The following is a 24,564-nucleotide window of genomic DNA, read 5'->3' on the forward strand; positions in this document are numbered from 1 at the left end:
GAGGTTAGCAGGTCGCCAGGGACATGCCAACGAGTTCCGCCGCCTCGATCGTGTTCGCCAAGAGGCTGGCGACGGTCATAGGCCCAACCCCGCCGGGGACGGGGGTGATCCAGGAGGCGACCTCCGACGCGCTTTCGAAGTGGACATCGCCCACGTCTCCTTGGCGCCCCTCGACCTTGTTGTAGCCCGCATCGATCACCACCGCACCGGGTTTGAGCCATTCGCCGCGGATCATCTCGGCGCGCCCTACGGCCGCGACCAGGACGTCTGCGGTCCGGCACAAGGCGGGAAGGTCCTGGGTGCGCGAGTGGGCGATCGTGACGGTCGCATGTTTCTGCAACAGCATGAGGGCTGCCGGCTTGCCGAGGATCACGCTGCGCCCGACCACCACGGCGTGCCGTCCTTCGAGCGGAATCTTGTAATGGTCGAGGATCCGCATGATGCCCATGGGGGTTGCGCAGCGAAATCCCGGCAGGTCGCACACAAGCCTTCCCGCGGATTGCGAGGTGATGCCGTCCACGTCTTTCTCGGGACCCAGAGCTTCGAGGGCCTTCGGCTCGTCCAGGTGCGGGGGCAGCGGGTGTTGGATCAGCACGCCGTGTACCGCGGGATCGGCGTTCAGGGCGGCGATGTGGGCCATCAAGGCCTCCTGCGTCGTGGAGGCGTCCGCTTCGAACACGCCGGACTCGATGCCTGCCTTCTCGCACCACTTCCGTTTCATGCGTACGTACGCGAGGCTGGCCGGGTCCTGGGCGGCCACGACCGCCTCGAGACGCGGCACCACGCCTCGGGCGCGCAGGGCTTCGGTGCGGACGCGCACCTCCTCGCGAACGATCTTCGATAACTCCAACCCATCGAGAATCTGAGCGCTCACTGGGGCGTCTCCTCCTTCCTCACCGTCCACAACCCGGCCCGCGCCAACTCCTGGGCCTCCTCTGAATCCTCGGTGACGGTCTCCACTTCCGGTTCAGGCTCGGGCGCCGCCGCTCCCACCCGTTCGTCCGGGGGCGCGCTCGCGGGGTCCCACTCGTGCTTGGGGGTCCGTTCCAGAAGGTTCCCGAGCACTCCGTTCACAAATCGGCCGCTCTCCGCCGTGCTGTACTTCTTCGCGAGGTCCACGGCCTCGTTGATCGTCACGGCGGGAGGGATCGGGGGGCAGTGGAACAACTCGTACGCGGCGAGGCGCAGGATGTTGCGATCGACCGTCGCGACGCGCGAAAGGTCCCAATCCCTCAGACTCTGCGCGAGGGCGCCGTCGAGCGCGTTCAGGTGCGCCAGCACGCCCTTGATGGCGGCCCGGGCGAACTCGGCGAGCTCCGGCTCGAGCTCGGCATGCTCCAGGGTGTCCTCGATCGCGGCATCGGTCGGGGTGTGGCCAACTTCGATTTCGTAAAGGGCCCGGAGGATCGCTTCGCGGGCCGGTCGTCGCGAGCTACCCCGCATGGACCTTCTCCGCAAGAAACTTGGGAACGAAGGACGTATTGAGATCTCCCGAGACGAAGTCGGGGTGTTCGACGAGCCGGCGGAGGAACGGGATGTTGGTTTGGATGCCCTCGACCTCGAACTCGTGCAGGGCGCCTTGGAGCTTGGCGACCGCTTCTGGGCGCGAATTGGCCACGACGATCAGTTTGGCGAGCATGGGGTCGTAAAACGGACTCACCGAAAAGCCCGCGTAGCAGTGCGTGTCCATCCGGACGCCGCGCCCGCCCGGAGCGCGCCACATCGTGATCAGGCCGGTGCTGGGCGCAAAGTCGTTGTCGGGGTCCTGGGCGGTGATTCTCGCCTCGATGGCGTGCCCCGACAGCGACACCTCCTCTTGGCGGATTGGGAGCTTCTCGCCCGACGCGACCCGGAGCATCAGTTGCACGAGGTCGATTCCGGTCACCTCCTCCGTGACGGGATGCTCGACCTGCAGCCGGGTGTTCATCTCGAGGAAGTAGAAGTTGAAGTCGGCGTCGACCAAGAACTCGACGGTGCCTGCGTTCTGATAGCCGACGGACCAGGCCACCTTGACGGCGGCCTCTCCCATGCGGCGCCGAAGGTCGGCGGGCATTTCTGCGTAGGGAGCCTCTTCGAGCAGCTTCTGGTGGCGCAGATTCTGGACGGAGCACTCGCGCTCGCCGAGGTGGATCATGTTGCCGTGCGCATCGCCCAGCACCTGGATCTCGACGTGGCGCGGGTTGAGCACGCACTTCTCGACCAGCATCTCGCCGCTCCCGAAGCTCGCTTGCGCTTCCGCTTGGGCGGTCTTCCACAGCGCGGACAGCTCGTCCGGGGAGTTCACGCGGCGGATTCCTCGGCCCCCGCCGCCCGCCACGGCTTTGAGCAGCACGGGATAGCCGATGCTGTCGGCGACCTTAAGCGCTTCGGAATCGCTCGGCACGGCGCCTGCGGACCCGGGCACGACGGGGCAGCCCGACTCGATCGCCGCCTTCTTGGCGCTGGCCTTGTCGCCCATCGCCTCGATGGCGGACACCGGCGGCCCGATGAAGGTGACGCCCAACGACTCGAGCGCCTCCGCGAAGCTCGCCCGCTCGCTGAAGTAGCCGTAGCCCGGGTGGACGGCCTCGGCCCCCGAGATCTGGGTGGCCATCAGCACGTTCCCAAGACTGAGGTAGCTGTCGCCGTTGCTCCCGGCGCCCACGCAAATCGTCTCGTCCGCGATCTTGACGTGCAGGCTCTCGCGATCGGCCTCCGAGTAGATCGCGACGCTGCGCACGCCGAGTTCGCGGCACGCGCGAATGACTCGGCAGGCGATCTCCCCACGGTTGGCGATCAGCACTTTGCGGAACATCAGAATCCTCCGTGGCCGGGGTGCGCGCAGCGAACCTTGCCGGTGGCCGGATCGTAGACGTAGGGCTCCTTTCCGACCGGGCAGCGCTCGAAGGAGCTTCCCAGCTTGAGCTGCGCAAGCGATTCGGGGTTGGGGTCTTCGCCCATGTTGGTGAAGATCGTCATGGACTGTCGGATTTGGGAGAGCTGGTTCTGGCACTCACTGTCCAACGCCTTGGCGCGGACGGCTCCCGGAACGGTTTTTCCCAGGCCGTCCGCCCGAGAAGAACCCGCGCCGGTGCCCCGCAAGAAGAACACGGCCAGCCCCAGGATGATCACCAGCGTGATCATCGTCGAGACGAGGGTGAAGCCGGCGCGTCTCACGGAGCCACCCTGACCTTGGCGATCGTCTGGCCGTATTCGACGGGCGAGTCCGGCTCGACGAGCACTTCCACGACCTCGCCGTCAAACGGACACTCCACGTCGTTGGCGAGCCCCAGGGCGGAGACGACGGCCACGACGCTCCCTTTCGACACCGTTTGACCGACGGTCAGGGCCTCCTTGGCGGAGTTCAGATAGCCCACGAGGGGGGAAACGATGGACTTGAGCTCGTCGCCATCCGAAGGTTCGCGGTGCTCGGCCGAGGCGAGGACCCGCGTCGGGGCCGGGCGTGGCGAGAGGGTGGCGGAGAAGGCGAGGTCGCCTACCTCCAGTTCGAGTTCGGCGATGCCGTTGGCCCGGGCCACTTCCAAGGCGTGCCGGATCAGTTCGAGGTCCTGATTCGCCATCGATCCAGTGTACCAGCGGGGCTCGGATTCGAACCTGGGGAGGCGGACGCAAAAAAAGAGGGAACGGCGCCAAGGGGAGGGGGAGGGGAGGATGGGCCGTTCCCGAGGGAGAGGGTTGATTGCGTTTCTTGCTTCTTATTGCTGCGTCCTAAGAAAATCCGAGGATCTTCGAGGAGTCGCCCATTGCAACGCGATTCGGCCGGGAATCGTTCCCGGTGGGCCATCAGTCCCAGTTTGAATCTGGGAACCAGGGCGCTACCAGTTTTTGGGCTCGCCAAAAAGATTCCACGGTCGGCAACCAATGATTGAACTGTGCGGCTTGGTTTGGGCTTTGCTGGGCGCGGGGATTGCCTGACGCCGGAAGAGTGTCGATCGCTGTTGGGCGATTTGGCGGCCGCCTGCGCGCGCCAGGACCCGCCGCTTGGAGCCTCGGGGCTCGCCTGCCGGGCTCCGTCTCGCGATCTGGCGTTCGGTTTCGAGGCGGAAAGGCCGTGCGCCGCCGTCTGCTTTCCCTTGGTCGGACCGTTGGAAGGCTGGGTGTCCTGGGTGACGCCTTGGTGCCCGATCGATCCGCCGACGCCGCCGAACGAGGGCTTGGTCGAGCAGGCGCGGCTCGTGGTGCGGACCTTCCTCGACGGCGTGTTCCCGAGCCCGAACGAGATCGGCTTGGACCAACCCATCGCGGCCCTGGACTCCGCGGCTTCGATCGAGGGTGCACTCGCAGCGCTCATGAAGACGACGGTGCCGCTGGTCCAACTGGTGGCGACGATCTCGACGGCCGATGGTTTGGACTCGCATCTCCACGTCCAATGCCCCCTCGAGACGTTGCGAGCGCTCCGCGCCGCCTTCTTGGAGGAGTGCGCATGAACGCGGTGACGTCGATCGTGACGATGGCGGAGATCGAGACCTACCGCGGTTCGGCCCGCTTCAGCTGCCTGGGATTGGGAAGCTGCATCGCCCTGTGCATGCTGGATCCGGAAAGCCACGTGTGCGGGATGGCGCACATCTTGTTGCCCACGTCCTTTCATTCGGGCGAGCCGGAAAAAGCTGGGCGCTACGCGGATCTCGCCGTGCCGATGCTCGTGCAGATGCTCGAGCGAATCGGAGGGGCGCGCGACCGCTTGGTGGCCGCCTACGCCGGCGGAGCGCAGGTTTTCAACATCAGCGGAGCGTCCATGTGCCTCGACATCGGCGCCCGCAACGCCGCCGAGGTGGCACGTCAGTTGGACGAACTGGGCATTCGTTGCCTGGGACATGAGGTCGGCGGATCGCTGGGACGAACCGTGACCTTCGATTCGGAAACAGGTGAAGTCAGAGTCCGCACGGTGACGCAGGGCGACCGCGTGCTCTGCCGATTGAGAGGAACGACACGATGAGTACAACCTCGTTGAGCATTGAAGAGATCGTCGACAAGACGACCGATCTCCCATCGATCCCCGCCGCCGCACTCGCGGTGATCCGGGAAGCCGAGTCGGAAACGGGCTCGGCGAACTCGGTGGCGCACCACATCGCGCAGGACCAGGCGTTGGCGGCCCGGGTTCTGCGGCTCTCGAACAGCGCGTTCTACGGGCTTTCGGGCGAGGTGACCGACTTGCAGGAGTCCGTCGTGGTGCTCGGCATGCGCTGTGTCCGCAACCTGGCCATGGTCGCCTCGACCTATCCTTGGATGATCCGTCCGCTGAAGGGTTACTGCCTGGGCCCAAAGGAGATGTGGACGCACTCGTTCGGCGTCGCGATCGCCGCCCAGGAGATCACCAAGATGACGAGGACCGGGGACCCGGACATGGCGTTCACGGCGGGGCTGCTGCACAACCTCGGCAAGGTCGCGCTCAGCATCTGGCTCGAGAACAAGGTGCCGATGCTGATCGCCATCGCGAACCAGGAGGATCTCACGTTCAACGAGGTCGAGCGCAAGGTGCTGGGATACGACCACGCGGAGGTCGGCGAGTTCCTGGGTCAGCGCTGGAACCTGCCGAAACAGATCCGTGCGGCGATCCGCTACCACCACGAACCAAGCGCGGCCACTCCCCACAATCCCATCGTCGACAGCGTCCACGTTGGCGACTTCCTGACCATGAGCATGGGTTTCGGCCTCGGCGGCGATGGACTTCGTTACGACTACGATCCCGAGGCGTGGACGCGGCTCAACCTCGAGCCCGAGAACATGGACCAGATCGCCGATCGCTTTGTGACCTCGTACCAGGAGTACGAGAAGCTGTTCGAGGTCATGAACCAGGCGGCGTGATGCAGCGGGTGCTCATCGTCGACGACTCGCCCGTGATCCGTCGCCTGCTGGGCGACATGATCGGCGGGGAGCCCGATCTCGAAGTCGTGGGCTACGCCCCCGACGGCGAGGAGGCGGTGGCGAAGGTGCGCGAACTGCGCCCCGACGTCGTGACGATGGACGTCGAAATGCCTCGGTGCACCGGCCTCGAGGCGCTGCGCAGGATCATGGCCGAATCGCCGGTGCCGGTCCTGATGGTCAGCAGCCTCACGCGAAGCGGCGCCCGCGAGACGATCGAGGCGCTCCAATGCGGGGCGTTCGATGTCGTTGCGAAGCCCGCACTGGGGCCCGCCGAGTTCCCGCGCGTTCGCGAGGAGCTGATCCAGAAGATCCGCTTGGCGCGATTCGCCCAGGTCAAAGCCCCCGTCGCCGCCCCATCCAGACCTCCTTCGAAGCCGTCGCTCGAGGGAGTGGACGGGTCCCGCATCGTCCTGATCGCCAGTTCGACGGGTGGTCCTCGCGCCCTCACGATGTTGTTCGAACGGCTGCCGTCGGGGTTTCCCGCACCGATTCTGCTTGTTCAGCACATGCCGCCGGGGTTCACCGAGAGCCTGGCGCTCAGGCTTGGCCGGGTGGGGCCGATCCACTGCCGCGAGGCCCGGGACGCCGAACATCCGGCACCGGGGGAAGCGCTCATCGCACCGGGAGGACGCCACCTCGTCGTCGATTCCGGTGGCACGCTGAGGTTGGAGGACGGTCCGACCGTCCATGGGGTGCGCCCGTCGGCCGATCGGCTGTTCCTCTCGGCGGCGACCCACTACGGATCGCGTTGCCTCGCCCTCGTGCTGACGGGAATGGGTCGGGACGGCGCGGAAGGGGCCCAGGCCCTTCGGGCGGCTGGAGCGACCGTGTTCGGCGAAGCGGAGAGCACCTGCACGATTTACGGCATGCCTCGCGCGGCGAAGGCGGTCGGAGGCATCGACGCCGAGTTCCCGATCCACGACATGGCCGACGCGCTCGTCCGCGCGATGCGAGGTGCCCGTGCAGCTTGACGAACGCCACTGGGACCTCTTCTACCGGGATTTGCGGGCGCAGACGGGGCTCGACCTCGCGCTCTACAAGCAGGAGCAGACCCGCCGCCGCCTCGTCAGCCTCGCGAAGTCGATGGGATGCGAGACACTATTGGATTTCGGCAGGGAGTTGGCCCGGGACCCCGAAGGCGTCTCGAAGCTTCTGGATCACCTCGCGATCAACGTGACCTCGATGTTCCGCAATCCGGAGAAGTGGCGCGTCCTCGAGCAGGAGGTGCTGCCGGAACTCCTCCAACGCGCGCCCTCGCTGAGCGTGTGGAGCGCCGGGTGCAGCCACGGATCCGAACCCTACTCGCTCGCCGCGCTTCTCCAGGCAACGCGGCCCGGCCTGCACCGCATCCTCGCGACCGATGTGGACCCCGGAGCCCTGCGGTGCGCCCGGGAAGGGCTCTTTTCACCGGCGGCACTGGAGGCGTTGCCCCGACCGGAGCTCCGAGCCATGTTCGAGCCCGCCGACGGCGTGTTTCGCGCCAACGCCGTCCTGCGGAGGACGGTCGCGGTGGTCGAACACAACCTTCTGTCCGAGCCGCCTCGGACCGGATTCGACCTCATCCTGTGCCGCAACGTCACGATCTACTTCAACGAGGAGGCCAAGGCGATGCTCTATCGTCGGTTCTATTCCGCCCTGCGAGAGGGCGGCTATCTGCTCATCGGAAACACGGAGCGCATCTTCGACAGCCGCGAGATTGGTTTTGAGGCGCCCTACACCTGCTTCTATCGAAAGCCCGGAGGAGGGGCTGGACTATGGCGAAACGCATCTTGATCAGTGACGATGCGCTCTTCATGCGGACCGCGCTGAAGAACATCCTGTCGGAGAATGGCTACGAAATCGTCGGCGAGGCCGAAAACGGGGCGGAGGCCGTGGAGATGTACCGGTCGCTCCACCCCGACGTCGTTTTGATGGACATCACGATGCCGGAGATGGATGGGATCGAGGCCCTCAAGGCGATTCGGTCCGAGTTTCCGGAGGCCGCGATCGTCATGTGCACGGCCATGGGTCAGAAGGCGTTGGTCATCCAAGCCATCGGCGCCGGCGCACGAGACTTCATTGTCAAGCCCTTCGAGGCCAGGCGGGTTCTGGAGGCCGTCCAGCGCGCCGCCGCGTGAAGCGTATGAGGGTCGAGCACGTCCGCCCGTTTGCGGAGGCCTCGGTCGAGGTCTGCAAGAGCCTTCTGGGGATCGATCCCCAGCGGGGCGAGCTTGCGGTGCGTCCCGTCCTCGAGACCGCTCGGCAGATCAACGCCGTCTGTTCGATCGGCGGCGGGCTCGCCGGGTTCGTGATGCTGAGCATGTCGGCCCGCACGGCCAACCAGATCGCCGGGCGTCTGATCGGCAGCCCCGTTGTCACCTTCGACCAGATGGCCGCCAGCGCCGTGGCCGAGTTCGGCAACATGATCGGGGGAAGGAGCCTCACCCTGCTCGCCGATGCCGGAGTCGAGTGCACGCTCTCGCCGCCGACCGTGATCCGGGGCACGCAAGCACCCATCCAGGGAGCCCCGGGGCCTGCGATCCTCATCCCGCTGCTTCTGGGCCCGTTCGGGACCGTCGACGTGGTGGTCAGCCTCGCTTCCATCGCCCAAGCCGCTTAGCGGCCGAAAGACCCTGGTGCCCGCAACCCGCGGGCCGCGCGCGCGTACACTACTCCTGATGGCCAAGCGCAAGATACTGACCGGCATCCCAGCCTCGGCGTTCGTGGCGGACACGGACCGGATCGCCCTGGAAGCGCTCAAGCGCGTCCCGCTGCTGCCCCAGCTCATCCAGAAGTTCTACGAGGTGGGCCTCGATCGCTGGATGTACTGCTACAACATGTCGATGTCCGTCCGGTGCGGACCCAAGCAGTACAAGACGCTCTACGCGATCCTCAAGGAGTCCTCCGCGATCCTGGACATGCCCGAGCCCGAGCTGTACATCACCAACAATCCCTTCCCGAACGCGTTTGCCGGCGGGGTCGAGCGCCCGTACATCACGCTTCGTTCGTCGATGATCGACACGCTGACCGACGAGCAGCTCTACCACCTGATGGGACACGAGCTGGGGCACATCAAGGCGGGCCACATCCTGTACAAGTCGGTGGCCTCGGTGCTGCTGCCGCTTCTGGAGCTCCTGGGTCGTCGAACGTTCGGATTGGGCGACGTGGCGAGCGTCGGCATCATGCTCGCCTTCTACGAGTGGTCGCGCCAGGCCGAGCTCACGGCGGATCGCGCGGGTCTCCTGGTCTCGCAGTCTCTCGACCTCTCGATCGACGCCAACCTGGCGCTCACGGCCGGCCCCAACCGGCTTTCCGGCGAGATGAACCGCGACGCGTTCATGGAGCAGGCCCGCGCGTATCAGGACGCGGGAACCTTGGAATCGATCGGGAAGGTGCTGATCTTCATGTTGATGAGCAGCACGTACACGCACCCGATGCCGGTGCACCGAACGCAGGAGCTCGAGCGCTGGGTGCAAACCGGCGCGTACGACCGAATCCTGGCCGGCGACTACGCCCGTGTCGGCGACGCCAAGGCGGGGTAGCGGCCGATGCCCAAAGCCGTCGTGCTGTTGAGCGGCGGGCTGGACTCCGCCACCGTACTCGCGATCGCGCGTGCGCAAGGGTTCGATCCCTACGCCTTGACCGTCGTCTACGGGCAGCGCCACGAGATCGAGGTCGAGGCGGCCCGCCGCGTGGCGGAGTCGATCGGCGTCGCCGAGCACCGGTTCGTGCGGGTCGAGCTCGACGTCATCGGCGGTTCCGCGCTGACGGACGCCATCGACGTCCCCAAGGACGCGGCCGATGCGGGTGGCATTCCCGTGACGTACGTGCCGGCCCGAAACACGGTGTTCCTCTCCCTGGGGTTGGGGTACGCGGAGGTGGTCGGGGCGACGGACCTCTTCGTCGGCGTCAACGCGGTCGACTACAGCGGATATCCCGATTGCCGCCCGGCGTTCGTGGCGGCGTTCGAAGAGCTGGCGAACGTGGCCACCAAGGCCGGGGTCGAGGGCGCCCGGTTTCGGATCCACGCGCCGCTGATGACCTGGACGAAGCCCGAGATCATCCGGAGAGGAATGGAGTTGGGGGTCGACTACGGATTGACGCACTCGTGCTACGACCCGGACCCCTGGGGCCGGGCGTGCGGGCGGTGCGACGCCTGCGTGATTCGGGCGCGGGCGTTCGAAGCGATGGGCCTGCCCGATCCCTCGTTGGCTTCCCATGGCTAGCCTGCGCATCGCCGAGATCTTCGCCTCCATCCAGGGCGAGGGCCGTTGGGCAGGCACCCCCTCCACGTTCGTGCGCGTGAGTGGATGCAACCTGCGGTGCGCGTGGTGCGACACGCCGTACGCCTCCTGGTCGCCCGAAGGGCCATCGATGGACGTTGGGGCCATCGCCGCGCGCGTGGCCGAACTCGGCGTTCGGCACGTCGTGCTGACCGGGGGGGAGCCGATGCTGTTCGAGGGGGTGGTGCCCTTGGCGGAGCGGCTCGCCGAGGGCGAGCACGTGGTGACGGTCGAGACGGCGGGAACGGTGTTTCGCGAGCTGCCGTGCGCCCTGATGTCGATCAGCCCGAAGCTCGCCAATTCGACGCCGGTCGAGTCGGGGACGGCGGGTACGAACGGCCCGGCTCCCAGGGGCTGGCGCGAGCGGCACGAGGCCATCCGCTCGAATCTCGAGCCTCTTCGCCGGCTCGTTGCGGCTTACGACGTCCAACTGAAATTCGTGGTGGATCCCGAAGGCTCGGGCGACGACCTGACGGAGATCGAGGAGGTGCTTCGGCGTCTTGGCGGAATCCCCTCCGACCGCGTGATGTTGATGGCCGAGGGAACCGACTCGGAGACGCTCGCCCGCAGGGAGCGCCTCCTCGTCCCGGTGTGCCTCGAGCGGGGGTTCCGACTCAGTCCGCGGCTCCACGTGCACTGGTTCGGCAACACGCGGGGGACGTAAGGGACGGGAATCGGGAATCGGGAATCGGGAATCGGGAATCGGGGGGGGGCTTGTCCTCCAAAATCACTACAGGCAAGGGGTCGTCATCTGGTTCAAACGGCGGGGCGGGGAGATGGGGCATAACTTGGGTGTGGCGAAGCCGCTGGCACCCTCGAGCCGTACTGCCCGGGCGGTCTATCTTGGACTCGGATTTCTCTGCGTGGCCATCGGCATGGTGAACCTCGCGATTCCCGGGTTGCCCTCCACGGTGTTCTTCATCGTGGCCTTGGCGGCGTTCGAGCGCAGCAGCCCTCGCATGGAGAGGTGGCTGCTCGAGCATCGGCTCTTTGGATCGACGTTGCGGAACTGGCGGCAGTCGGGATCGATCGCCCCACGGACCAAGGTCGTCGCCATCACGGCGATCTGGGTCTGCATCGGCATTTCGGCCTGGGTCGTGGGCCCGATGTGGCTCAAGGGGCTGTTGCTCGCGATCGCGCTCGCGCTGACCGCCTATCTCGCGACGCGGCCGAGCGCCTGCGGCTAGCGACCGGGCAACGGCCGCGACACCCAGCGGAGCGCGTCGGCGTCGACGTAGCGCCACTCGAAGAGGTCTCCCTTGCCCGGCGCCATGCCGATCCGCCGCCCGGTGAGCACGTGGGTGGAGCGGGTGCCCGCTTCGAGTCGGAGGGGGCTCGCGGGATCGAGGAGATCGAGGCGGTTGTCCGCGCCGGTGACGCCGAAAGCCGCGGCGAGTTTGCCCGGGCCGGAGAGGAGGTCCTCGTCGCGCCGGGCTTTGGGGCGGAGGGGGCGCATGGCGGCGAGCCCTTCCAGGGGCCGCGCCGCTCGAATCAACACGGCGGCCCCTTCGCCTTTGGGGTGCGCGACGACGTTGAGCATCCAGTGGTTGCCGTAGGTGAAGTACGCGTAGGCGAGGCCCGGGCGTTCGAACATCGGCGCGTTGCGGGGAGTGAGCCTTCGGTGGGCGTGGCTGCCGGGGTCGTCCGCGTTGCGGTACGCCTCGGTTTCGACGATGCGGGCCAGGCGGTCGCCGCGGACGAGGACCGCGCCGAGAAGGGCGCGCGCGCCTTCGCGCGCATCGTGGAGAAGGGCGTTCCGCAGATCGTCGCTCCAGTCGGCCATGGGCGAGTGTAGCTTTCGACGGCCGCTGGGGGCAGGCAGTTTTTCACACTCCCATTTTCGGGGCGGGCATCCTATAATAGTAGACAGAGTTCTACTATGATTGCCTTCCTGGACCTCGACAGCTTTTACATCTCGACGCTCGCGCTCGCAGGGCCGACGCTCGTGCATGCGGAGAAGCGCGTGTTGGATGCGTCGGACGAGGTGCGCGCGCTCGGGGTGGGGGTTGGGATGGTGCTTGCGGAGGCGAGGGCGGTCGCGCGCGGGGTTCGCTGCGTCGCCTGGGAGGAGGAGCCGTACCGCGCGGCGCAGGCTGCGTGGCTCGACGTCTGCGCGGAGTTTTCGGATGCGATCGAGCCCGATCGGCAACATGCGGCCTGGGTCGACCTGCACGGGCACCCGGACGCCTCCTCGGTGGCGGTGGCGATGGCGGAGGCGCTCGGGTCGCGGCTGGGGCATCGGGTGCGGCTGGGTCTCGCGCGGACGAAATGGATCGCGGTGGTGGCCGCCCGCACGGCGCACCCTTCGGTGCGCGGCCTCGAGGAGCCGTGTCTGGACGCGGCGGGTTTCCTCGCGCCCCTGGACGTGGAGCAGTTGCTCCCCGTATTGCCCGAGCATCGCGAGCGGTTGAGATTCTTAGGGTACCGAACGATTGGCGAGGTTGCGGGACTGCCCTATCCCACGCTTGTCGAGCAGTTTGGGGCAGAGGGGCGTCGGATGCTCGACGCGGCGCACGGGAGGTGTTTCGAGCCCGTTCGCCCGGTCTATCCGCCCGACGCGCTGTTGGAGCGGTTCGTGTTCGAGGGCGCGACGGAGGATCTCGCCGTGTTGGACGCCGGGCTGCACGCGCTCGCGGCGCGTTTGGCCGCGCGGCTTGAGGCGAAGGACCGCTGCGGGTCCCAGATGCACGTGTGGATCGAGCGCGAGTCCGGGGCGGTGGAGGAGCGTTCGCGGCGGTTCGTGCATCCGTTGCGCACGCGCATGGCGCTGTTGGCCGCCTTACGCGCGTTGTGCGGCGGGCCTGCAAAGGACTGGGAAGGACCCATCGCCGCCGTGCGGGTTCGCCTGCCCGGACTGGTGCGCGCCAAGCGGCTTCAGCCCCAGTTGCACACCGCCCAATCCGCGGCGCCCGCAGCGAGTGCGGAGCATGCGCTCGACAAGGTGCGCGCGGTTTTTGGCGACGGTTCGGTGATGCGGGGTGCCGAGGTGTCGGTGCCGCGCCGCGTCGCGGTGCTGAAGGCGTGGAGAGATGTCACAGGCTGGGCGTGAGATCCTCGCGCGCTGGCGCGAGTCAGGCGAGTGGTGGAGCGGCGAAACCCCGAAGGAGTTCGTGCGCTTCATCGACGCCAAAGGGGTGCGAAGGGAAGTGGCAATCGAGGTGGACGACGCTCCTGTTCGCCCGACAAACGACAAACGACCAACGACAAGCGACGAAGATCTCCGCGAAGAGATCGTCCTCCGCCTGGCCAAGACGCGCGACGAGAAGGTCGCCAAGGCGTGCGGCTTCGCACGCGAAGCCACCTCCCTTTACCGACTCCCGTCTCCCGATTCCCGATTCCCGGCATCTTACGTTCCCCTGCACGCGGTGAGCGGCTACGCGTTCGGAAGGGGAACGATGCTGGCGGACGAGGTGGCGCGGCTCGCCGCGGTGCACGAGCTGCCTGCGGCGGTGCTGGCGGACCCCCATTCGCTCGTGGGGGCGGTCGAGTTCTCCCGCGCGGCGCGCGGCGCGGGGGTGAAGCCGCTGATCGGCGCGACGGTCGAGCTTCCCGAAGGGGGCGAACTCGTCCTGATCGCGCGGACACCGCGCGGATACCGCAACCTTTCTCGTCTGGTGACCGAGTGCCATCTCGGGGAGCCTCGATTGTTCCCGCTCGGCTCGTGGGAGCGGCTGGAGGGTTGCGCCGAGGATCTTCTCTGTCTCACGGGCGGCGATCTCGGCCCGATCAACCGCTTGCTCGCCCAACGGCGGGACGCCGAGGCGTCCCGTCTGCTCGATCGCCTCGTCGCGACCTACGGCCGCGAGAACGTGGTGGTGGAGATCGAGCGCTCGTTCGTGCCTTGGGAGCTGTCGGTCAACACGCGCCTGCTCCAGATGGCGGAGGCCAAGCGGTTGCTCGCTGCCGCGGGCGGGATCGCGACCCACTCCCGCCCCGAGGATTTCCCCGTGCAGGACATCATCGTGTGCGCGGAGTCGCTGTGCGTCGTGGACGAGGTGGTGGGTCGGAAGCCGCGCCGCGCCCCCGGCCAGCGGGAGTGTCCCCGAGCACCCGACCGCGCGCTCAACGCCGAGCGGTTTCTGAAAAGCGCGCACGAGATGGCGGAGCTGTTCGCCGATCGCCCCGACCTCCTGGCCAACACCTTGCGCGTCGCCGAGCGGTGCGAGGACGACGTGCTTCCGCCCCGTACGCGACTCCCCCAACTGTACGACGACGACGCCCACGCGCTCCGGGAGATCACGCTCGCCGGCGCGCACCGCCGCCATCCCCGCATCGATCCGAAGCTGAAGAAGCGCATCCACCACGAGCTCGAGCGGATCGTGCGCCTCGGGTTCGCGGGGCACTTCCTCACGATTTGGGACGCGTGCAACTGGGCGCGCCAGCAGGGCATCCTGTTCAGCGCGCGCGGGTCGGTCGTCGACGCGGCCGTCGCGTACTGCCTCGGGCTTTCGCGCATCGACGCGCACGCGCACAAGCTGCACTTCGACCGGTTCCTTCCCGCCGACGGCAGCAAACGCCCGGACATCGATATCGATTTCGAAGCCAAGCACCGCGACGCGGTGCGCGACTACCTCACGCGCAAGTACGGCGAGGACCGCGTGGCGACGGTGTGCGCGGTCGGCGCGTACTGCACGCGCGGCATCGTGCGCGAGGTGGGCAAAGCGTTGGGTCTTTCGAGCGAGACGATCGGGTTCCTCGCCAAGAGGCTGCACGGAGGCATCTCCCCCGCCAAGCTCGAAGCGGCCCTCGACGCGCGTCCAGAACTGCGGGGAAGCGCCGTGCCGCGCGAGCGTTTCCGCTGGGTGTTCGAACTCGCCGAACGGCTGACCGACATCCCGCGCAACATGCGTGCCCACTCCTCCGGCGTGGTGATCTCGGATCGACCGATGCACGAGACGGTGCCCGTGATGGCGTCGGGGGCGTTCGAGCCTGGGGAGGGGTCGCAGCCGATCCGGATCATCCAGTGGGACAAGCGCAGCGCGAAGCACTTTTTCGACAAGTTCGACCTGTTGTGTCTGCGAGGCCAGGACGTGCTGGCAGGAGCGCAGGAGCGGATTCGCGTCTCCGACGCGGACTTCCACGTCGAACAGATCCCGCTCGACGATCCCGAGACGTATCGCGCGATGCGTTCGGGCGAGCTGATCGGGATCCCGCAGTCGGCGTCCCCGGCGATGCGGCAGGCGCACATACGGCTGCGCACCGAGAACCTCCACGACGCCAGCCTGGTGCAGGCGGGCATCCGCCCCGGAGTCGGCGGTGCGGTGAAGATCAACGAGCTGATCATGCGCCGAAGGGGGCTGCAGGCGTACTCGTTCGCGCACCCCGAACTCGAGCGCATCATGGGGCTGACCTACGGCATCGTGGTGTTCCAGGAACAGGTGGACCAACTGCTCCAGACGTTCTGCGGTTATACGTCGGGCGAGGCGGAGGACATCCGCGACGGCATCCACAAGCGTCGGCGCGAGGCGTATGCCAAGGCCAAGCGCGACGAGATCGTCGCCCGCATCATGGACCAGGGGCATGGCATGCAGCTCGCCAGCGAGGTGTACGACCTGATCGCGGGCTTCGAAGGCTACGGTTTCGCGCAAGGGCACGCGTTGGCGTTTGCCGAGATCTCCATTCGGTCGATCCACTGCCAGCAGAACTTTCCCGCCGAGTACTTCGCCTCGATCCTCAGCGCCCAGCCCGCGGGCTATTACGGCCCCTGTACGCTCGCAAACGAGGCGCGGTGCCGCGGTGTGGCGGTGCTGCTCCCCGACGTGAACCGCAGCAAGGTCGAATTCACCGTCGAAGCCGTCCGCTCGGCGATGGATCCGCAGATCGTGCTGCCCAGCGGGGGGGTGCGCACGGGGCTCATGCAGGTGATGGGGCTCTCGAAAGAGACGCGCGCGCGCATCCTCGACGCGCGGTTCGACGGCCCCTACCGCAGCGTGTTCGACTTCGCCGCCCGAGTGCGCCCCGAACGCGACGAACTGGAGCGCCTGATCCTGTGCGGCGCGCTCGACGCGCTGCACGCCAACCGGCGCGCCATGCTGTGGGCCGTGCCCTCCGCGTTGCGCCACGCGCACGCCGTGCACCAGGGGCGAGGGGCGGACGTCCTGCCGTTCGAGATTCCCGAACCGCCCTTCGAGGACTCTCTGGACGACTTCTCGAAAGCCGAAAAGGCCGTGTACGAGCGGATGTTCCTCGATCTCGACGCATCGGCCCACCTCATGGCGTTCGAACGCGAACGGGTGTCGGCCAAGGGGGGCATCACCGCCGCCGAAGCGCGCGCGTTGCCCCATCGGCGCAAGGCGGTCGTGGTCGGCCATGCGATTCGGCTGCGCTTTCCGCCCACGAAGAGCGGGAAGCGGGTCGTCTTTTTCGACCTCGAAGACGAGACCGGGCTGCTCAACGTCACCTGTTTCGACGACGTGTACCAACGCGACGGACACGCGATCGTCTGCTCGGGCTACGTGACGCTCATTGGGGAGGCGCAGGACCGGGACGGCCACACCGCGTTCCTCGCGCATCGAGTGTTCCCCTACCGCCCCACGCTCGCTGGACGCGTCTCCCAGGCGCTGCCGGTCGTCACCGCGGACTTTCTGGTGGGTTGAAGGAAGCCGGTCAAAGTACGGAATCCTCTAATCTAGTAAATTTGCTAGGCATCAGATCGCGCCAAAGTCCTACACTGCGGACATAGGCCAAGAATAGGCCCCGCAAAAAGACCAGAAAAGGAGTTGGACCATGAAACGAGTCTTCGTCGCGTTCACGCTGCTGGGTGCAGCCCTTCAAGCGAACGCTTTCCTCATCACCGGGTTCGAATCGCCGACCTACACCGGCTCGGCTGCCGGAACGATGCTTAACGGTCAGGACGGTTGGTACAACCCCGTCGCCGGCAGCATCGAGCCAAACGTCTTCACCTACGCGGGGAACGCCCCCGGGTTTGCCGCGAATCCGAATGGCGGCGACCAGTTCGCCAGCGGAACGGCGGCCACCGTCAATGGAGTTGGCACCAACTCGCGCGGCCAGCACGACGTCGATTTCAGCGTCTCGGACCAGTGGACCCTCGCCTACGACTTTGCGGGCATCTACACGGGTCAACCGCCGTCCGCCCAGAACCTCGGGAGTTTCTCGACCCAAAACCCGGCGACGGCCGCTGTGCAGTACATCGCGCTCAACACCTGGGTGGACATCAATGACCCATCGGCCGGTTGGAACGCCCAGTACAACGTGTTCGATGCGGCCGGCACCGCGCTGAACAACCAAAGCGCGGGCGCAGCGTGGAACGGTTTGGCCGTCAACCACTGGTACCGCCAATCGACCAAGCTGAACTTCGTGACCAACCTGATCACCGAGGTTTCGATCACGGACCTGACCACCAACACGACGACGACCGTCAACCCGAACGGTTGGTACCTCACGGGTGGAGCCAGTCCCACGCTTCCCCGGCCGACCGCGGTCCGAATCTTCTCGGGATTCGGCGCCGATGGCAACACGATGGGTTGGGACAACCTGAACGTCGTCCCCGAGCCTGCGACCATGCTGGTCCTTGGAGTCGGCGCGGCATTCCTCGCTCGCCGACGACGCAAGGCGTAGCTTCGGGACGAGGAAAGGAAAGGGGGACCGGGCTTTGGCCGGGTCCTCCTCTTTCGTGTTCGCTACATCTCGACGATCCAGATGTTGCGGTAGTGCACGGGAGCGCCGTGGTTCTGCAACAGAATCGGCCCCTTGGCTACGGGCGGGCCCTCGATGCCGGACGTGGTGGCGTTCCCCTGAAGCTCCACATCGCGATGGATCCGGATCCCGTTGTGCCACACCGAGATGCGGGGCTTCTCGGTAACCGCACCCGCCGCGTCGAACCGGGGTGCGCGGTAGAGGATATCGTAGGTGTTCCACCACCCCGGCGGGACGATCGCATCGGTGTCGGGATCCTTCTGACCATAGATCGCGCCGCACCCTCCGAACTTGTAGGTGGGGTTGTTGTAGGAGTCCAGCACCTGGATCTCGTAGCGCCCCTGATTGTAGACGCCGCTGTTGGCGCGGCCCTGGTCCTTGGCGTCCGGCATGAGCGGCAACTGGAATTCGATGTGAAGGCGGTAATCGCCAAAGGTGCGCACCGTTTGGATGTCGGGGGTGCCGGCCTTGACGACCAAGGCGCCATCCACCACGTCCCACTTGACGGGTTCGCCCGAGCCGCGGTGAACCCAGGCGGAGGTGTCCTTCCCGTCAAACAGCACGATGGCCCCCGGCGGCGGAGCACCTGGAGCGGAAGACAATTGCGCCAAAGCGCAGACGAAAGCGACGAGCATTAGATCAACCCCCTGTTGCGGAAGAAAGCGACCGACGTCCTCACCGATGCGATGGCGTCGCCCGGCGGATGGTCCATTTCGACGATACCGAACTCCACGCCCGATTCGTTGCAAGCGTCCAGCACGGAATCCCAATCGACGGTGCCTTCGCCCGGCGGCACGTCGATCGGGTCGGTTCCGGCCGCAAAATCCTTGAGGTGGACGAGCGGGACGCGCCCCGCGAGCGACCGGACCCAGTCGGCTGGATCTTGGCCCGCGTGCTGGATCCATCCCAAGTCGAGTTCGGCTTTCACGACGGCGGGATCGGCGGTCGCAAAGAGCCGTTCGAGCCCCGTTTCTCCGTTCGCCGGCGCCAGTTCAAAAGCATGGTTGTGGTACGCGAAAGCCAAACCCTGGGCGTGGAGACGATGGCCGATGGCGGTCAGGGATCGCCCCAGGGCATCCCACCCGTTCTGATACGCCTCCTCGCCGATCCAAGGCAGAACGAGCGTGGACACGCCGAGGACCTGGGCCTCCTGGACGACGGAGTCCAAGCGGTCCACCAAGTCTGGCAGCGACACGTGGGAGCCGCAGGTGGTCAGACCGTGCGCGTCGAGGCGCCCCCGAAACTCGGAAGCAGGGAAGCCATAGGTGCCGGCGAGTTCGACGTGGGCGACTCCCATGCCGGCGATCGACGCAAGGGTCCCGTCGAGGTCGTTCGCCAGGGCTTCCCGCAAGGTGTAGAGTTGAAGCCCGAGCCGCATCATTCGGGTGCCCCGGCCGCCCCGTTCAACGGGGCGCTCCACTCGTTCGTCATCAGGCGATCGATCCAGAGATCGGGGTTGTTGGCGGACTCTTCCCGAAAGCCCGGGCTCGCGATGGCGATGGCCCGTTCGCGTGTCGCGTCCCCCACGTAGACGAGCCTTCCGTCCGCAATCACGCGCACCGTGGCGGTGGAGACGGTCGCTCGGCTCAGCGCCGAAAGACCGATGTGCGCGGCCAGGGTACGGAACGGTTCGTCCGTGGTCGCGGCGACCGTGAGGGTCAGCACCTGGGTCCGCGGGTCCTGCCACGCGTCGAGCAGTTGGGAGCCCCGCTCGAGTTGTCCGCGGAGCGACTCGAGCAGCGTGGAATCGACCCATGGCCCAGGGGTGCTTGGAATGGGATGGACATCGGCGGGAGCCTTCTCCGGGACGATGGCGGGGGCGGGTTCGGGCTCCTGCGTCGACACGTCGATGCGGGTATCCATCACCGGCGGCGCGGGCCGAGTCCTTGCACCGAAGAAGTAGGAAGCCGCGCCGACGGTCAGGATGAGCAAGATGGTCGCGAGCGCGTACACGCCGGTGCGCGGCGACGACATCGGCAGTCCGATCTGTTGGGCAGTGTGCGCAGCCTCGCGCTCGGCCAGCCGCGTCCGAACCGATTCCAACTTGCTGCGGACGGATTCGGAGTCCTTCACGATGTCGAGGGCGAGTTCGTACCACTCCGCGGCTTGCTCGAGGTCTCCGCGCTCGGCACAGATGTCCCCCAAGAGGCCGTTGGCGGTTGCGTTGTTCGGAAAGCGGCGGAGGATCCCAAGGCACACGTCTTCGGCGGCCTTGTAGTCGCCGCGCATCCGCAAGAGATTCGCCCGCGCAAGATCGGGATAGATGGCGACGTCGCTGCCGTCGGAGCGGGATTCCGAATCCAGAGCCGCTCCGCACTCGGGACAGTACGGGGCGTCGACGGCGATCGTCGCGAAGCATTTGTCGCACAGTCGCGTCGGGCTATCGTCCGGTGCTGCCAAAGCCGCCCTCCCCCCGTTCGGTCTCGTCCAGGAACTCCACGGCTGCGACCTCGGCCCGAATCACCGGGCACACGACCATCTGCGCGATCCGTTCTCCCGCCTCGAACACCACCCTTTCGGAACCCAGATTCACAAGCAGCACGCCGATCTCTCCCCGATAATCGCTATCGATCGTTCCGGGGGTGTTCACCATGCTGATGCCGTGCCGCAGGGCAAGGCCCGACCGCGGCCGTATCTGGGCTTCGTAACCTTCGGGGAGGCGCATGCGCAGGCCCGTGGGCACGAGCGCTCTTTGAAGGGGTTCCAACGTGACCGATGTGCGGGCCCGCAAATCCATGCCCGCGGCGCCGGGCGTGGCGTAGGAGGGAAGGGATGCGCCGGGTTCCACGGTGAACTCGATGCGGACCACGTCTCGGGTCAACGTTTCTTCCACCATAACACTCCTACGTCGGCCCACTCCTTCGACTTCGCTTCCAAGGCCTCGCGCTCGGCTTTCGGCATCGGTTTGAACGCCCGGGCAAGAGCGAGGTTGGGCTCGACTTCGCTCTCGCGGCGAAGCCCGATCGTGAGGGTCGAAACAGGCAGGGTCCACGCGTAGCGAAGGTAGGCCTCCGCTTCGAACTTCCCTCCCGAGGCGCGTTCGATCCCCTTGAGCGCTTTCATGCCCGTCACTCCGATCCCGAGAGCGTTCGCCCTCGGCAACACCTCCGTCGCGAAGTCCGAGACGTGGTGATCCAGGGGGCTGACCGGGACCAGGATCGACTCGAACTCGCCCGTCTCGATGGCACGCAAGATGACCTCGGGACGGGTATGGCCCGTGATGCCCACGTGGGCGACCAGACCGTCGCGCTGGGCGCGGCGGAGGCCTTCCAAGGCCCCGCCTTTCGCGAGCACCTGGTCGAGTGTCGCGTCGTCGTTCACCGCGTGGATCTGGATGAGGTCGATCCGGTCGATGCCCAGGCGTCCCTTCGACGCGGCGACTTCGCGGAGCGCACCGTCGGCGGAGCGTTCCAGGGTTTTGGTCGCGACGAAGACGGATGGGCGCCGCGTCTTGAGCACTTCGCCCAGCGCGGACTCCGACCTCGTTCCCTGGTAGCTGGGCGCGGTGTCGAGATAGTTGACGCCTCCGTCGATCAGGCGGTGGATCGCGCGAACGGCCTCTGGAGTCGCCGGGATCTCCGCCGAACCCAGGGCGTAGATCGACGCGTTCCAGCCCGTCTTGCCGAACGGACGCTTGGGCATGGGCGCCTGAGCCTTGGGTTCGGCGTAGGCGAGCGCGGATCCACCCACGGCGGCGGCGCTCGCGGCACGCAGGAACTGCCTGCGGGAGAGGCTCATGCCCTATGCTATCACAGCAGCCGTCGTTCGCCGAGGTGGGATACTGGGATATGCGGATTTTGCCCTTGGGTGAGCGAGCGTGCCTGCTCTCGGACCTGGGCGCAAGGGCGCACGAGGTGGCGCGGGCGATCGAAGCGCTTGCGCCCGAGGGCATGGAAGAGGTGGTGGCCAGCTTCGACTCGGTCGGGGTCTATTTCGACCCGGACGTGTTTCGGCTCGAGTCGCTGGACCAGCCGCTCTCCCTCTCAAGGGAAGCGAGTCGCGATGCCACGGAGCACGTGATTCCCGTCTGCTACGCTCTGGGCGAGGATCTCGAGGAGGTCGCGGAGCGGCTGCGGACGTCGCCCGCGGAGGTGGCCCGCCTTCACGCGGAGGGCCGCTACGAGTGCCTTGCGATCGGTTTCTGTCCCGGCTTTCCCTACTTGGGCCCTCTTCCCGCGCCCCTTGCCGGGCTGCCGCGCCGGCCCGAGCCCAGGCCCCGCGTCGACGCCGGAGCGGTAGGGATGACCGGGAACGTGACGGGCATCTACACGTTGGACCGACCGGGCGGCTGGTGGCTGATCGGCCGCACCCCCCTGCAACTCGTCGATGTGGCCTCCGACTACTTCCCGATCGCCGTCGGCGATTTCGTCCGATTCCAGGCGATCGACGAAGGGGCGTTCGAGCGGCTCCGAGGCAGCCGGCTGTGAAGCGGGTCGATCTCAACGTGGACATTGCCGAGGGCTTTCCTTTCGACGCCCCGTTGCTGGAGTTCGCGACCTCCGCAAACATCTGTTGCGGCGTCCACGCGGGGTCGCCCGAATTGACGGCGGAGACCGTTGCGCGGTGTCGGGAACGGGGAATTCGGATCGGCGCGCACCCAGGGTATCCGGACCGGGAGTCGATGGGGCGCCGAGAGCCTGCGACCGACGAGCGCGAGGCGTTCCTCGACTCCGCTTGGGACCAAATCAGGAACTTTGCAGGGTTCCAGCCTGCGTATGTGAAACCGCATGGCGCGCTCTACAACTGGCTCTCGCGATTGGACGCCTCCGAGGCGGCTGGAGCGAAGCGGCGCCTCCGGTTGCAGGGAACCGCGGTGATGGCGCTCGCCGAAACGAAGTGGGCCGAGTGCCTGGGTTCCTTTGCGATCCGTGAGGGGTTTGTCGACCGGCTGGTTTTGGAGAACGGACGGCTCGCCCCCCGATCCGAGCCCGGCGCGGTCTTGCACGATCCGGCCGAGGTGGCCGCCCAAGCCCTTCGCCTCGCGCCGCGCGTGGACACCCTGTGCCTGCACGGCGATACGGAGGGATGCCTCGAGTTGGCGGAAACCGTGGTCCGCGCCCTTCGAGATTCGGGTTGGGAGTTGGGCTGGTGAGGCTGCGCGCCCTGGAGGTGTACGGGCTGGTCACGCTGCAGGGCCCCCCTCAATCGGGACGACGGAAGTTCGGCATCGCGCCGGGCGGGGCGTTCGATCGGGAGTCCGCAGCCTTGGCCAACGTGCTGATGGGCAACGGCGAGGACGCGGTGGTGATCGAACTCGGCTTGGGAACGCTGGTGATGGACGCGCCGGACGGGGGTGCCCTGGCCGTCGTCGGCGCCGAGTGCCGTGTGGAAGTGGATGGAAAGGAGCGCGCCGCCCAGAGCGCGATGCACCTTCGGGCGGGCGCGTATGTGGAGGTCGGGATTCGGGCGATCGGCGCGCGCGTCTACGTGGCTGTGCCGGGAGGGTTCCTGTCGGCTGGCTTGGGGGCCGGCGAGCGCATCTCCACACGGAGCATCCTGGCGTCCGCCGAGGAGCGGACCCCCGTCGAGTGTCGACTCGCCGAAGGGCCGGGTTCGCTCGACACGAGGGTGATCCGCGTGCTGCCCGGTCCGCGCCTCGACCGGGTTCCCAACCTTCGCCTGGAAGGCGAGTGGCGCGTCCGGCCGCAGAGCGATCGCGTGGGCGTGCGTCTCGACGGCGAGTCGCAGCCGCACGGCACCGAACTCCCGAGCGAGCCCATGTGCGTGGGGGCCGTGCAGGCGACCCCCAAGGGCGGTCTGCTGGTGCTCGGGCCGGACGGTCCGACGATCGGCGGCTATCCCCACGTGGCCACCGTCATCGATGCGGACCTCGACAAGGTTGCCCAACTCCGGCCCCGCGACCAGGTGCGACTGAAGCGAGTGACTTTGGAAGAGGCGCAACAGGCGCGCCGCGCGGCGCGATCGAAACGGGACCAGATCCTCGCCCAGCTCGCGCTCAGGGCGGGGGAATAGGTCGCACCCAGCAAATTCACGGGTCTTTGATGGAAGAAACTTGCTTCTCGAAGGACTCGCTGTTATAGTGGGTACCGGAGGTTCCCAGTGCCTATGCGGGGCACACTTGGGGAAGCTGTTTATGAGAAAGACGAGCTTACTTGCACTATTTGTCGTTGCGGTCCCGTTCGCGGGGGCGCAATCGATCACGACACTCTATGCTGCGAACAACCAAGGCAATCTTGGTGGCGCAGCCTATTTCGATGTCACCGTTGGATCAACGGCCCTGACCGTCACCGGCTTTGACACGAATACGATCCAAACGGTGGCGTTCGACTTCAGCGTCTACACGCGCAACGGCGCGGGCATCGGGAACGAGACCGCGGGCGACTGGACATTGGTTGCCACCGGAAGCGGCGTTGGCTTGGGGACCAACAACCCGTCGGCCGTCACACTGAACAACACGTTCACGCTCAGCGCGAACACGCTGACGGGGATGGCGCTGGTGATGGGCCCCCAAGCTCAGCACACCTATACGAATGGAACGGGTGCCAACCAGGACTATTCGAACGCGGACCTCGCCCTCCACTTGGGGAGCACGTCCAACGTCCCCTTCACGGCGCCGACGTTCAATCCGCGTGTGTGGAACGGCACCATCTACTACACTCCGGTTCCGGAGCCGGCCACCATGGCCATTCTCGGACTCGGCGTGCTGCCCCTGCTTCGACGAAAGCGCAAATAAGTCGCCGACTTGTTGCAACTCGAACGCCTCGGTCCGTCGGGCCGGGGCGTTCTTGGTTTGGTTACGACAAAAACCAGGCATTTCAAT

29 protein-coding genes are annotated in these 24,564 nt (G+C 66.8%); 18 read left to right on the forward strand and 11 right to left on the reverse strand.

Annotation, left to right across the window (positions count from 1 at the left end; translation table 11 throughout):
• Window positions 1–4: 4 nt before the first annotated feature.
• The 5 genes from M9921_03215 to M9921_03235 are packed head-to-tail and all read right to left on the reverse strand — an operon-like array spanning window position 5 to window position 3,560.
• Window positions 5–874, reverse strand: coding sequence for a bifunctional 5,10-methylenetetrahydrofolate dehydrogenase/5,10-methenyltetrahydrofolate cyclohydrolase (locus tag M9921_03215; GenBank protein ID MCO5295844.1), 870 nt, complete (start codon window positions 872–874; stop codon window positions 5–7).
• Entirely contained in the window at window positions 871–1,443 is a 573-nt protein-coding gene (gene nusB / locus M9921_03220; GenBank protein MCO5295845.1) for a transcription antitermination factor NusB, read from the reverse strand. Before nusB ends, M9921_03215 begins: the two co-directional genes overlap by 4 nt.
• Window positions 1,433–2,794, reverse strand: coding sequence for an acetyl-CoA carboxylase biotin carboxylase subunit (locus M9921_03225; GenBank protein MCO5295846.1), 1,362 nt, complete (start codon window positions 2,792–2,794; stop codon window positions 1,433–1,435). Before M9921_03225 ends, nusB begins: the two co-directional genes overlap by 11 nt.
• Entirely contained in the window at window positions 2,794–3,156 is a 363-nt protein-coding gene (locus tag M9921_03230) for a type II secretion system GspH family protein (protein MCO5295847.1), read from the reverse strand. Before M9921_03230 ends, M9921_03225 begins: the two co-directional genes overlap by 1 nt.
• Complete coding sequence (locus M9921_03235) at window positions 3,153–3,560, reverse strand: hypothetical protein (protein ID MCO5295848.1); 408 nt, start codon at window positions 3,558–3,560, stop codon at window positions 3,153–3,155. The genes M9921_03230 and M9921_03235 overlap by 4 nt, the downstream gene beginning before the upstream one ends.
• Before the next feature lie 312 nt (window positions 3,561–3,872).
• On the opposite strand from M9921_03235, the gene M9921_03240 reads away from it, so the two are divergent.
• The 11 genes from M9921_03240 (at window position 3,873) to M9921_03290 (ending at window position 11,314) form a co-directional block, all read left to right on the forward strand.
• Window positions 3,873–4,427 carry a hypothetical protein gene (locus M9921_03240; protein MCO5295849.1) on the forward strand — a complete coding sequence of 185 codons (555 nt, stop codon included), beginning with the start codon at window positions 3,873–3,875 and terminating at the stop codon, window positions 4,425–4,427.
• Window positions 4,424–4,936, forward strand: a complete 513-nt coding sequence (locus M9921_03245; protein ID MCO5295850.1) for a chemotaxis protein CheD — start codon at window positions 4,424–4,426, stop codon at window positions 4,934–4,936. The genes M9921_03240 and M9921_03245 overlap by 4 nt, the downstream gene beginning before the upstream one ends.
• Window positions 4,933–5,805 carry an HDOD domain-containing protein gene (locus tag M9921_03250; protein MCO5295851.1) on the forward strand — a complete coding sequence of 291 codons (873 nt, stop codon included), beginning with the start codon at window positions 4,933–4,935 and terminating at the stop codon, window positions 5,803–5,805. Before M9921_03245 ends, M9921_03250 begins: the two co-directional genes overlap by 4 nt.
• Window positions 5,805–6,836 carry a chemotaxis response regulator protein-glutamate methylesterase gene (locus M9921_03255; protein ID MCO5295852.1) on the forward strand — a complete coding sequence of 344 codons (1,032 nt, stop codon included), beginning with the start codon at window positions 5,805–5,807 and terminating at the stop codon, window positions 6,834–6,836. The genes M9921_03250 and M9921_03255 overlap by 1 nt, the downstream gene beginning before the upstream one ends.
• Window positions 6,826–7,638, forward strand: coding sequence for a protein-glutamate O-methyltransferase CheR (locus M9921_03260; GenBank protein MCO5295853.1), 813 nt, complete (start codon window positions 6,826–6,828; stop codon window positions 7,636–7,638). Before M9921_03255 ends, M9921_03260 begins: the two co-directional genes overlap by 11 nt.
• Complete coding sequence (locus tag M9921_03265) at window positions 7,620–7,982, forward strand: response regulator (protein MCO5295854.1); 363 nt, start codon at window positions 7,620–7,622, stop codon at window positions 7,980–7,982. Before M9921_03260 ends, M9921_03265 begins: the two co-directional genes overlap by 19 nt.
• 5 nt (window positions 7,983–7,987) lie before the next feature.
• Entirely contained in the window at window positions 7,988–8,464 is a 477-nt protein-coding gene (locus tag M9921_03270; GenBank protein ID MCO5295855.1) for a chemotaxis protein CheX, read from the forward strand.
• Between the two features lie 58 nt (window positions 8,465–8,522).
• Window positions 8,523–9,386: a M48 family metallopeptidase gene (locus M9921_03275; GenBank protein ID MCO5295856.1), complete on the forward strand. Its 864-nt coding sequence runs from the start codon at window positions 8,523–8,525 to the stop codon at window positions 9,384–9,386.
• A gap of 6 nt (window positions 9,387–9,392) precedes the next feature.
• Entirely contained in the window at window positions 9,393–10,070 is a 678-nt protein-coding gene (queC, locus tag M9921_03280; protein MCO5295857.1) for a 7-cyano-7-deazaguanine synthase QueC, read from the forward strand.
• A complete protein-coding gene (locus M9921_03285) occupies window positions 10,063–10,791 on the forward strand; it encodes a 7-carboxy-7-deazaguanine synthase QueE (protein MCO5295858.1) in 729 nt (242 codons plus the stop codon). Before queC ends, M9921_03285 begins: the two co-directional genes overlap by 8 nt.
• A 130-nt stretch (window positions 10,792–10,921) precedes the next feature.
• Window positions 10,922–11,314 carry a YbaN family protein gene (locus M9921_03290; GenBank protein ID MCO5295859.1) on the forward strand — a complete coding sequence of 131 codons (393 nt, stop codon included), beginning with the start codon at window positions 10,922–10,924 and terminating at the stop codon, window positions 11,312–11,314.
• Here the strand turns inward: M9921_03290 and M9921_03295 are convergent.
• Window positions 11,311–11,910 carry a DNA-3-methyladenine glycosylase gene (locus M9921_03295; protein ID MCO5295860.1) on the reverse strand — a complete coding sequence of 200 codons (600 nt, stop codon included), beginning with the start codon at window positions 11,908–11,910 and terminating at the stop codon, window positions 11,311–11,313. The genes M9921_03290 and M9921_03295 overlap by 4 nt on opposite strands.
• A 96-nt stretch (window positions 11,911–12,006) precedes the next feature.
• Between M9921_03295 and M9921_03300 the strand changes: the two genes are divergently transcribed.
• The 3 genes from M9921_03300 to M9921_03310 all read left to right on the forward strand — a co-directional run bounded on the left by M9921_03300 (window position 12,007) and on the right by M9921_03310 (window position 17,705).
• Window positions 12,007–13,176, forward strand: coding sequence for a hypothetical protein (locus tag M9921_03300; GenBank protein MCO5295861.1), 1,170 nt, complete (start codon window positions 12,007–12,009; stop codon window positions 13,174–13,176).
• Window positions 13,157–16,723 carry a DNA polymerase III subunit alpha gene (gene dnaE / locus M9921_03305; GenBank protein MCO5295862.1) on the forward strand — a complete coding sequence of 1,189 codons (3,567 nt, stop codon included), beginning with the start codon at window positions 13,157–13,159 and terminating at the stop codon, window positions 16,721–16,723. Before M9921_03300 ends, dnaE begins: the two co-directional genes overlap by 20 nt.
• A 130-nt stretch (window positions 16,724–16,853) precedes the next feature.
• Complete coding sequence (locus M9921_03310) at window positions 16,854–17,705, forward strand: PEP-CTERM sorting domain-containing protein (GenBank protein ID MCO5295863.1); 852 nt, start codon at window positions 16,854–16,856, stop codon at window positions 17,703–17,705.
• A 62-nt stretch (window positions 17,706–17,767) separates the two neighbouring features.
• Here M9921_03310 and M9921_03315 read toward each other — a convergent pair whose 3' ends face one another.
• The 5 genes from M9921_03315 to M9921_03335 are packed head-to-tail and all read right to left on the reverse strand — an operon-like array spanning window position 17,768 to window position 21,521.
• Window positions 17,768–18,418: a DUF1080 domain-containing protein gene (locus tag M9921_03315; GenBank protein ID MCO5295864.1), complete on the reverse strand. Its 651-nt coding sequence runs from the start codon at window positions 18,416–18,418 to the stop codon at window positions 17,768–17,770.
• Window positions 18,418–19,164 carry a sugar phosphate isomerase/epimerase gene (locus M9921_03320; GenBank protein ID MCO5295865.1) on the reverse strand — a complete coding sequence of 249 codons (747 nt, stop codon included), beginning with the start codon at window positions 19,162–19,164 and terminating at the stop codon, window positions 18,418–18,420. Before M9921_03320 ends, M9921_03315 begins: the two co-directional genes overlap by 1 nt.
• A complete protein-coding gene (locus M9921_03325; GenBank protein MCO5295866.1) occupies window positions 19,161–20,183 on the reverse strand; it encodes a tetratricopeptide repeat protein in 1,023 nt (340 codons plus the stop codon). The genes M9921_03320 and M9921_03325 overlap by 4 nt, the downstream gene beginning before the upstream one ends.
• Window positions 20,164–20,619, reverse strand: a complete 456-nt coding sequence (gene dut / locus M9921_03330; GenBank protein ID MCO5295867.1) for a dUTP diphosphatase — start codon at window positions 20,617–20,619, stop codon at window positions 20,164–20,166. Before dut ends, M9921_03325 begins: the two co-directional genes overlap by 20 nt.
• Window positions 20,601–21,521, reverse strand: coding sequence for an aldo/keto reductase (locus M9921_03335; protein MCO5295868.1), 921 nt, complete (start codon window positions 21,519–21,521; stop codon window positions 20,601–20,603). The genes dut and M9921_03335 overlap by 19 nt, the downstream gene beginning before the upstream one ends.
• Window positions 21,522–21,571: 50 nt before the next feature.
• Between M9921_03335 and M9921_03340 the strand changes: the two genes are divergently transcribed.
• From M9921_03340 to M9921_03355, 4 genes are all read left to right on the forward strand, one after another.
• Window positions 21,572–22,210 carry an allophanate hydrolase subunit 1 gene (locus M9921_03340; protein MCO5295869.1) on the forward strand — a complete coding sequence of 213 codons (639 nt, stop codon included), beginning with the start codon at window positions 21,572–21,574 and terminating at the stop codon, window positions 22,208–22,210.
• Window positions 22,207–22,875, forward strand: coding sequence for a LamB/YcsF family protein (locus M9921_03345; GenBank protein ID MCO5295870.1), 669 nt, complete (start codon window positions 22,207–22,209; stop codon window positions 22,873–22,875). The genes M9921_03340 and M9921_03345 overlap by 4 nt, the downstream gene beginning before the upstream one ends.
• Window positions 22,872–23,756: a biotin-dependent carboxyltransferase family protein gene (locus M9921_03350; GenBank protein ID MCO5295871.1), complete on the forward strand. Its 885-nt coding sequence runs from the start codon at window positions 22,872–22,874 to the stop codon at window positions 23,754–23,756. The genes M9921_03345 and M9921_03350 overlap by 4 nt, the downstream gene beginning before the upstream one ends.
• 121 nt (window positions 23,757–23,877) lie before the next feature.
• Entirely contained in the window at window positions 23,878–24,477 is a 600-nt protein-coding gene (locus M9921_03355; GenBank protein ID MCO5295872.1) for a PEP-CTERM sorting domain-containing protein, read from the forward strand.
• The last annotated feature ends 87 nt before the right edge of the window (window positions 24,478–24,564 follow it).

This window comes from Fimbriimonadaceae bacterium (genome assembly GCA_023957775.1).
Classification (GTDB): domain Bacteria; phylum Armatimonadota; class Fimbriimonadia; order Fimbriimonadales; family Fimbriimonadaceae; genus JAMLGR01.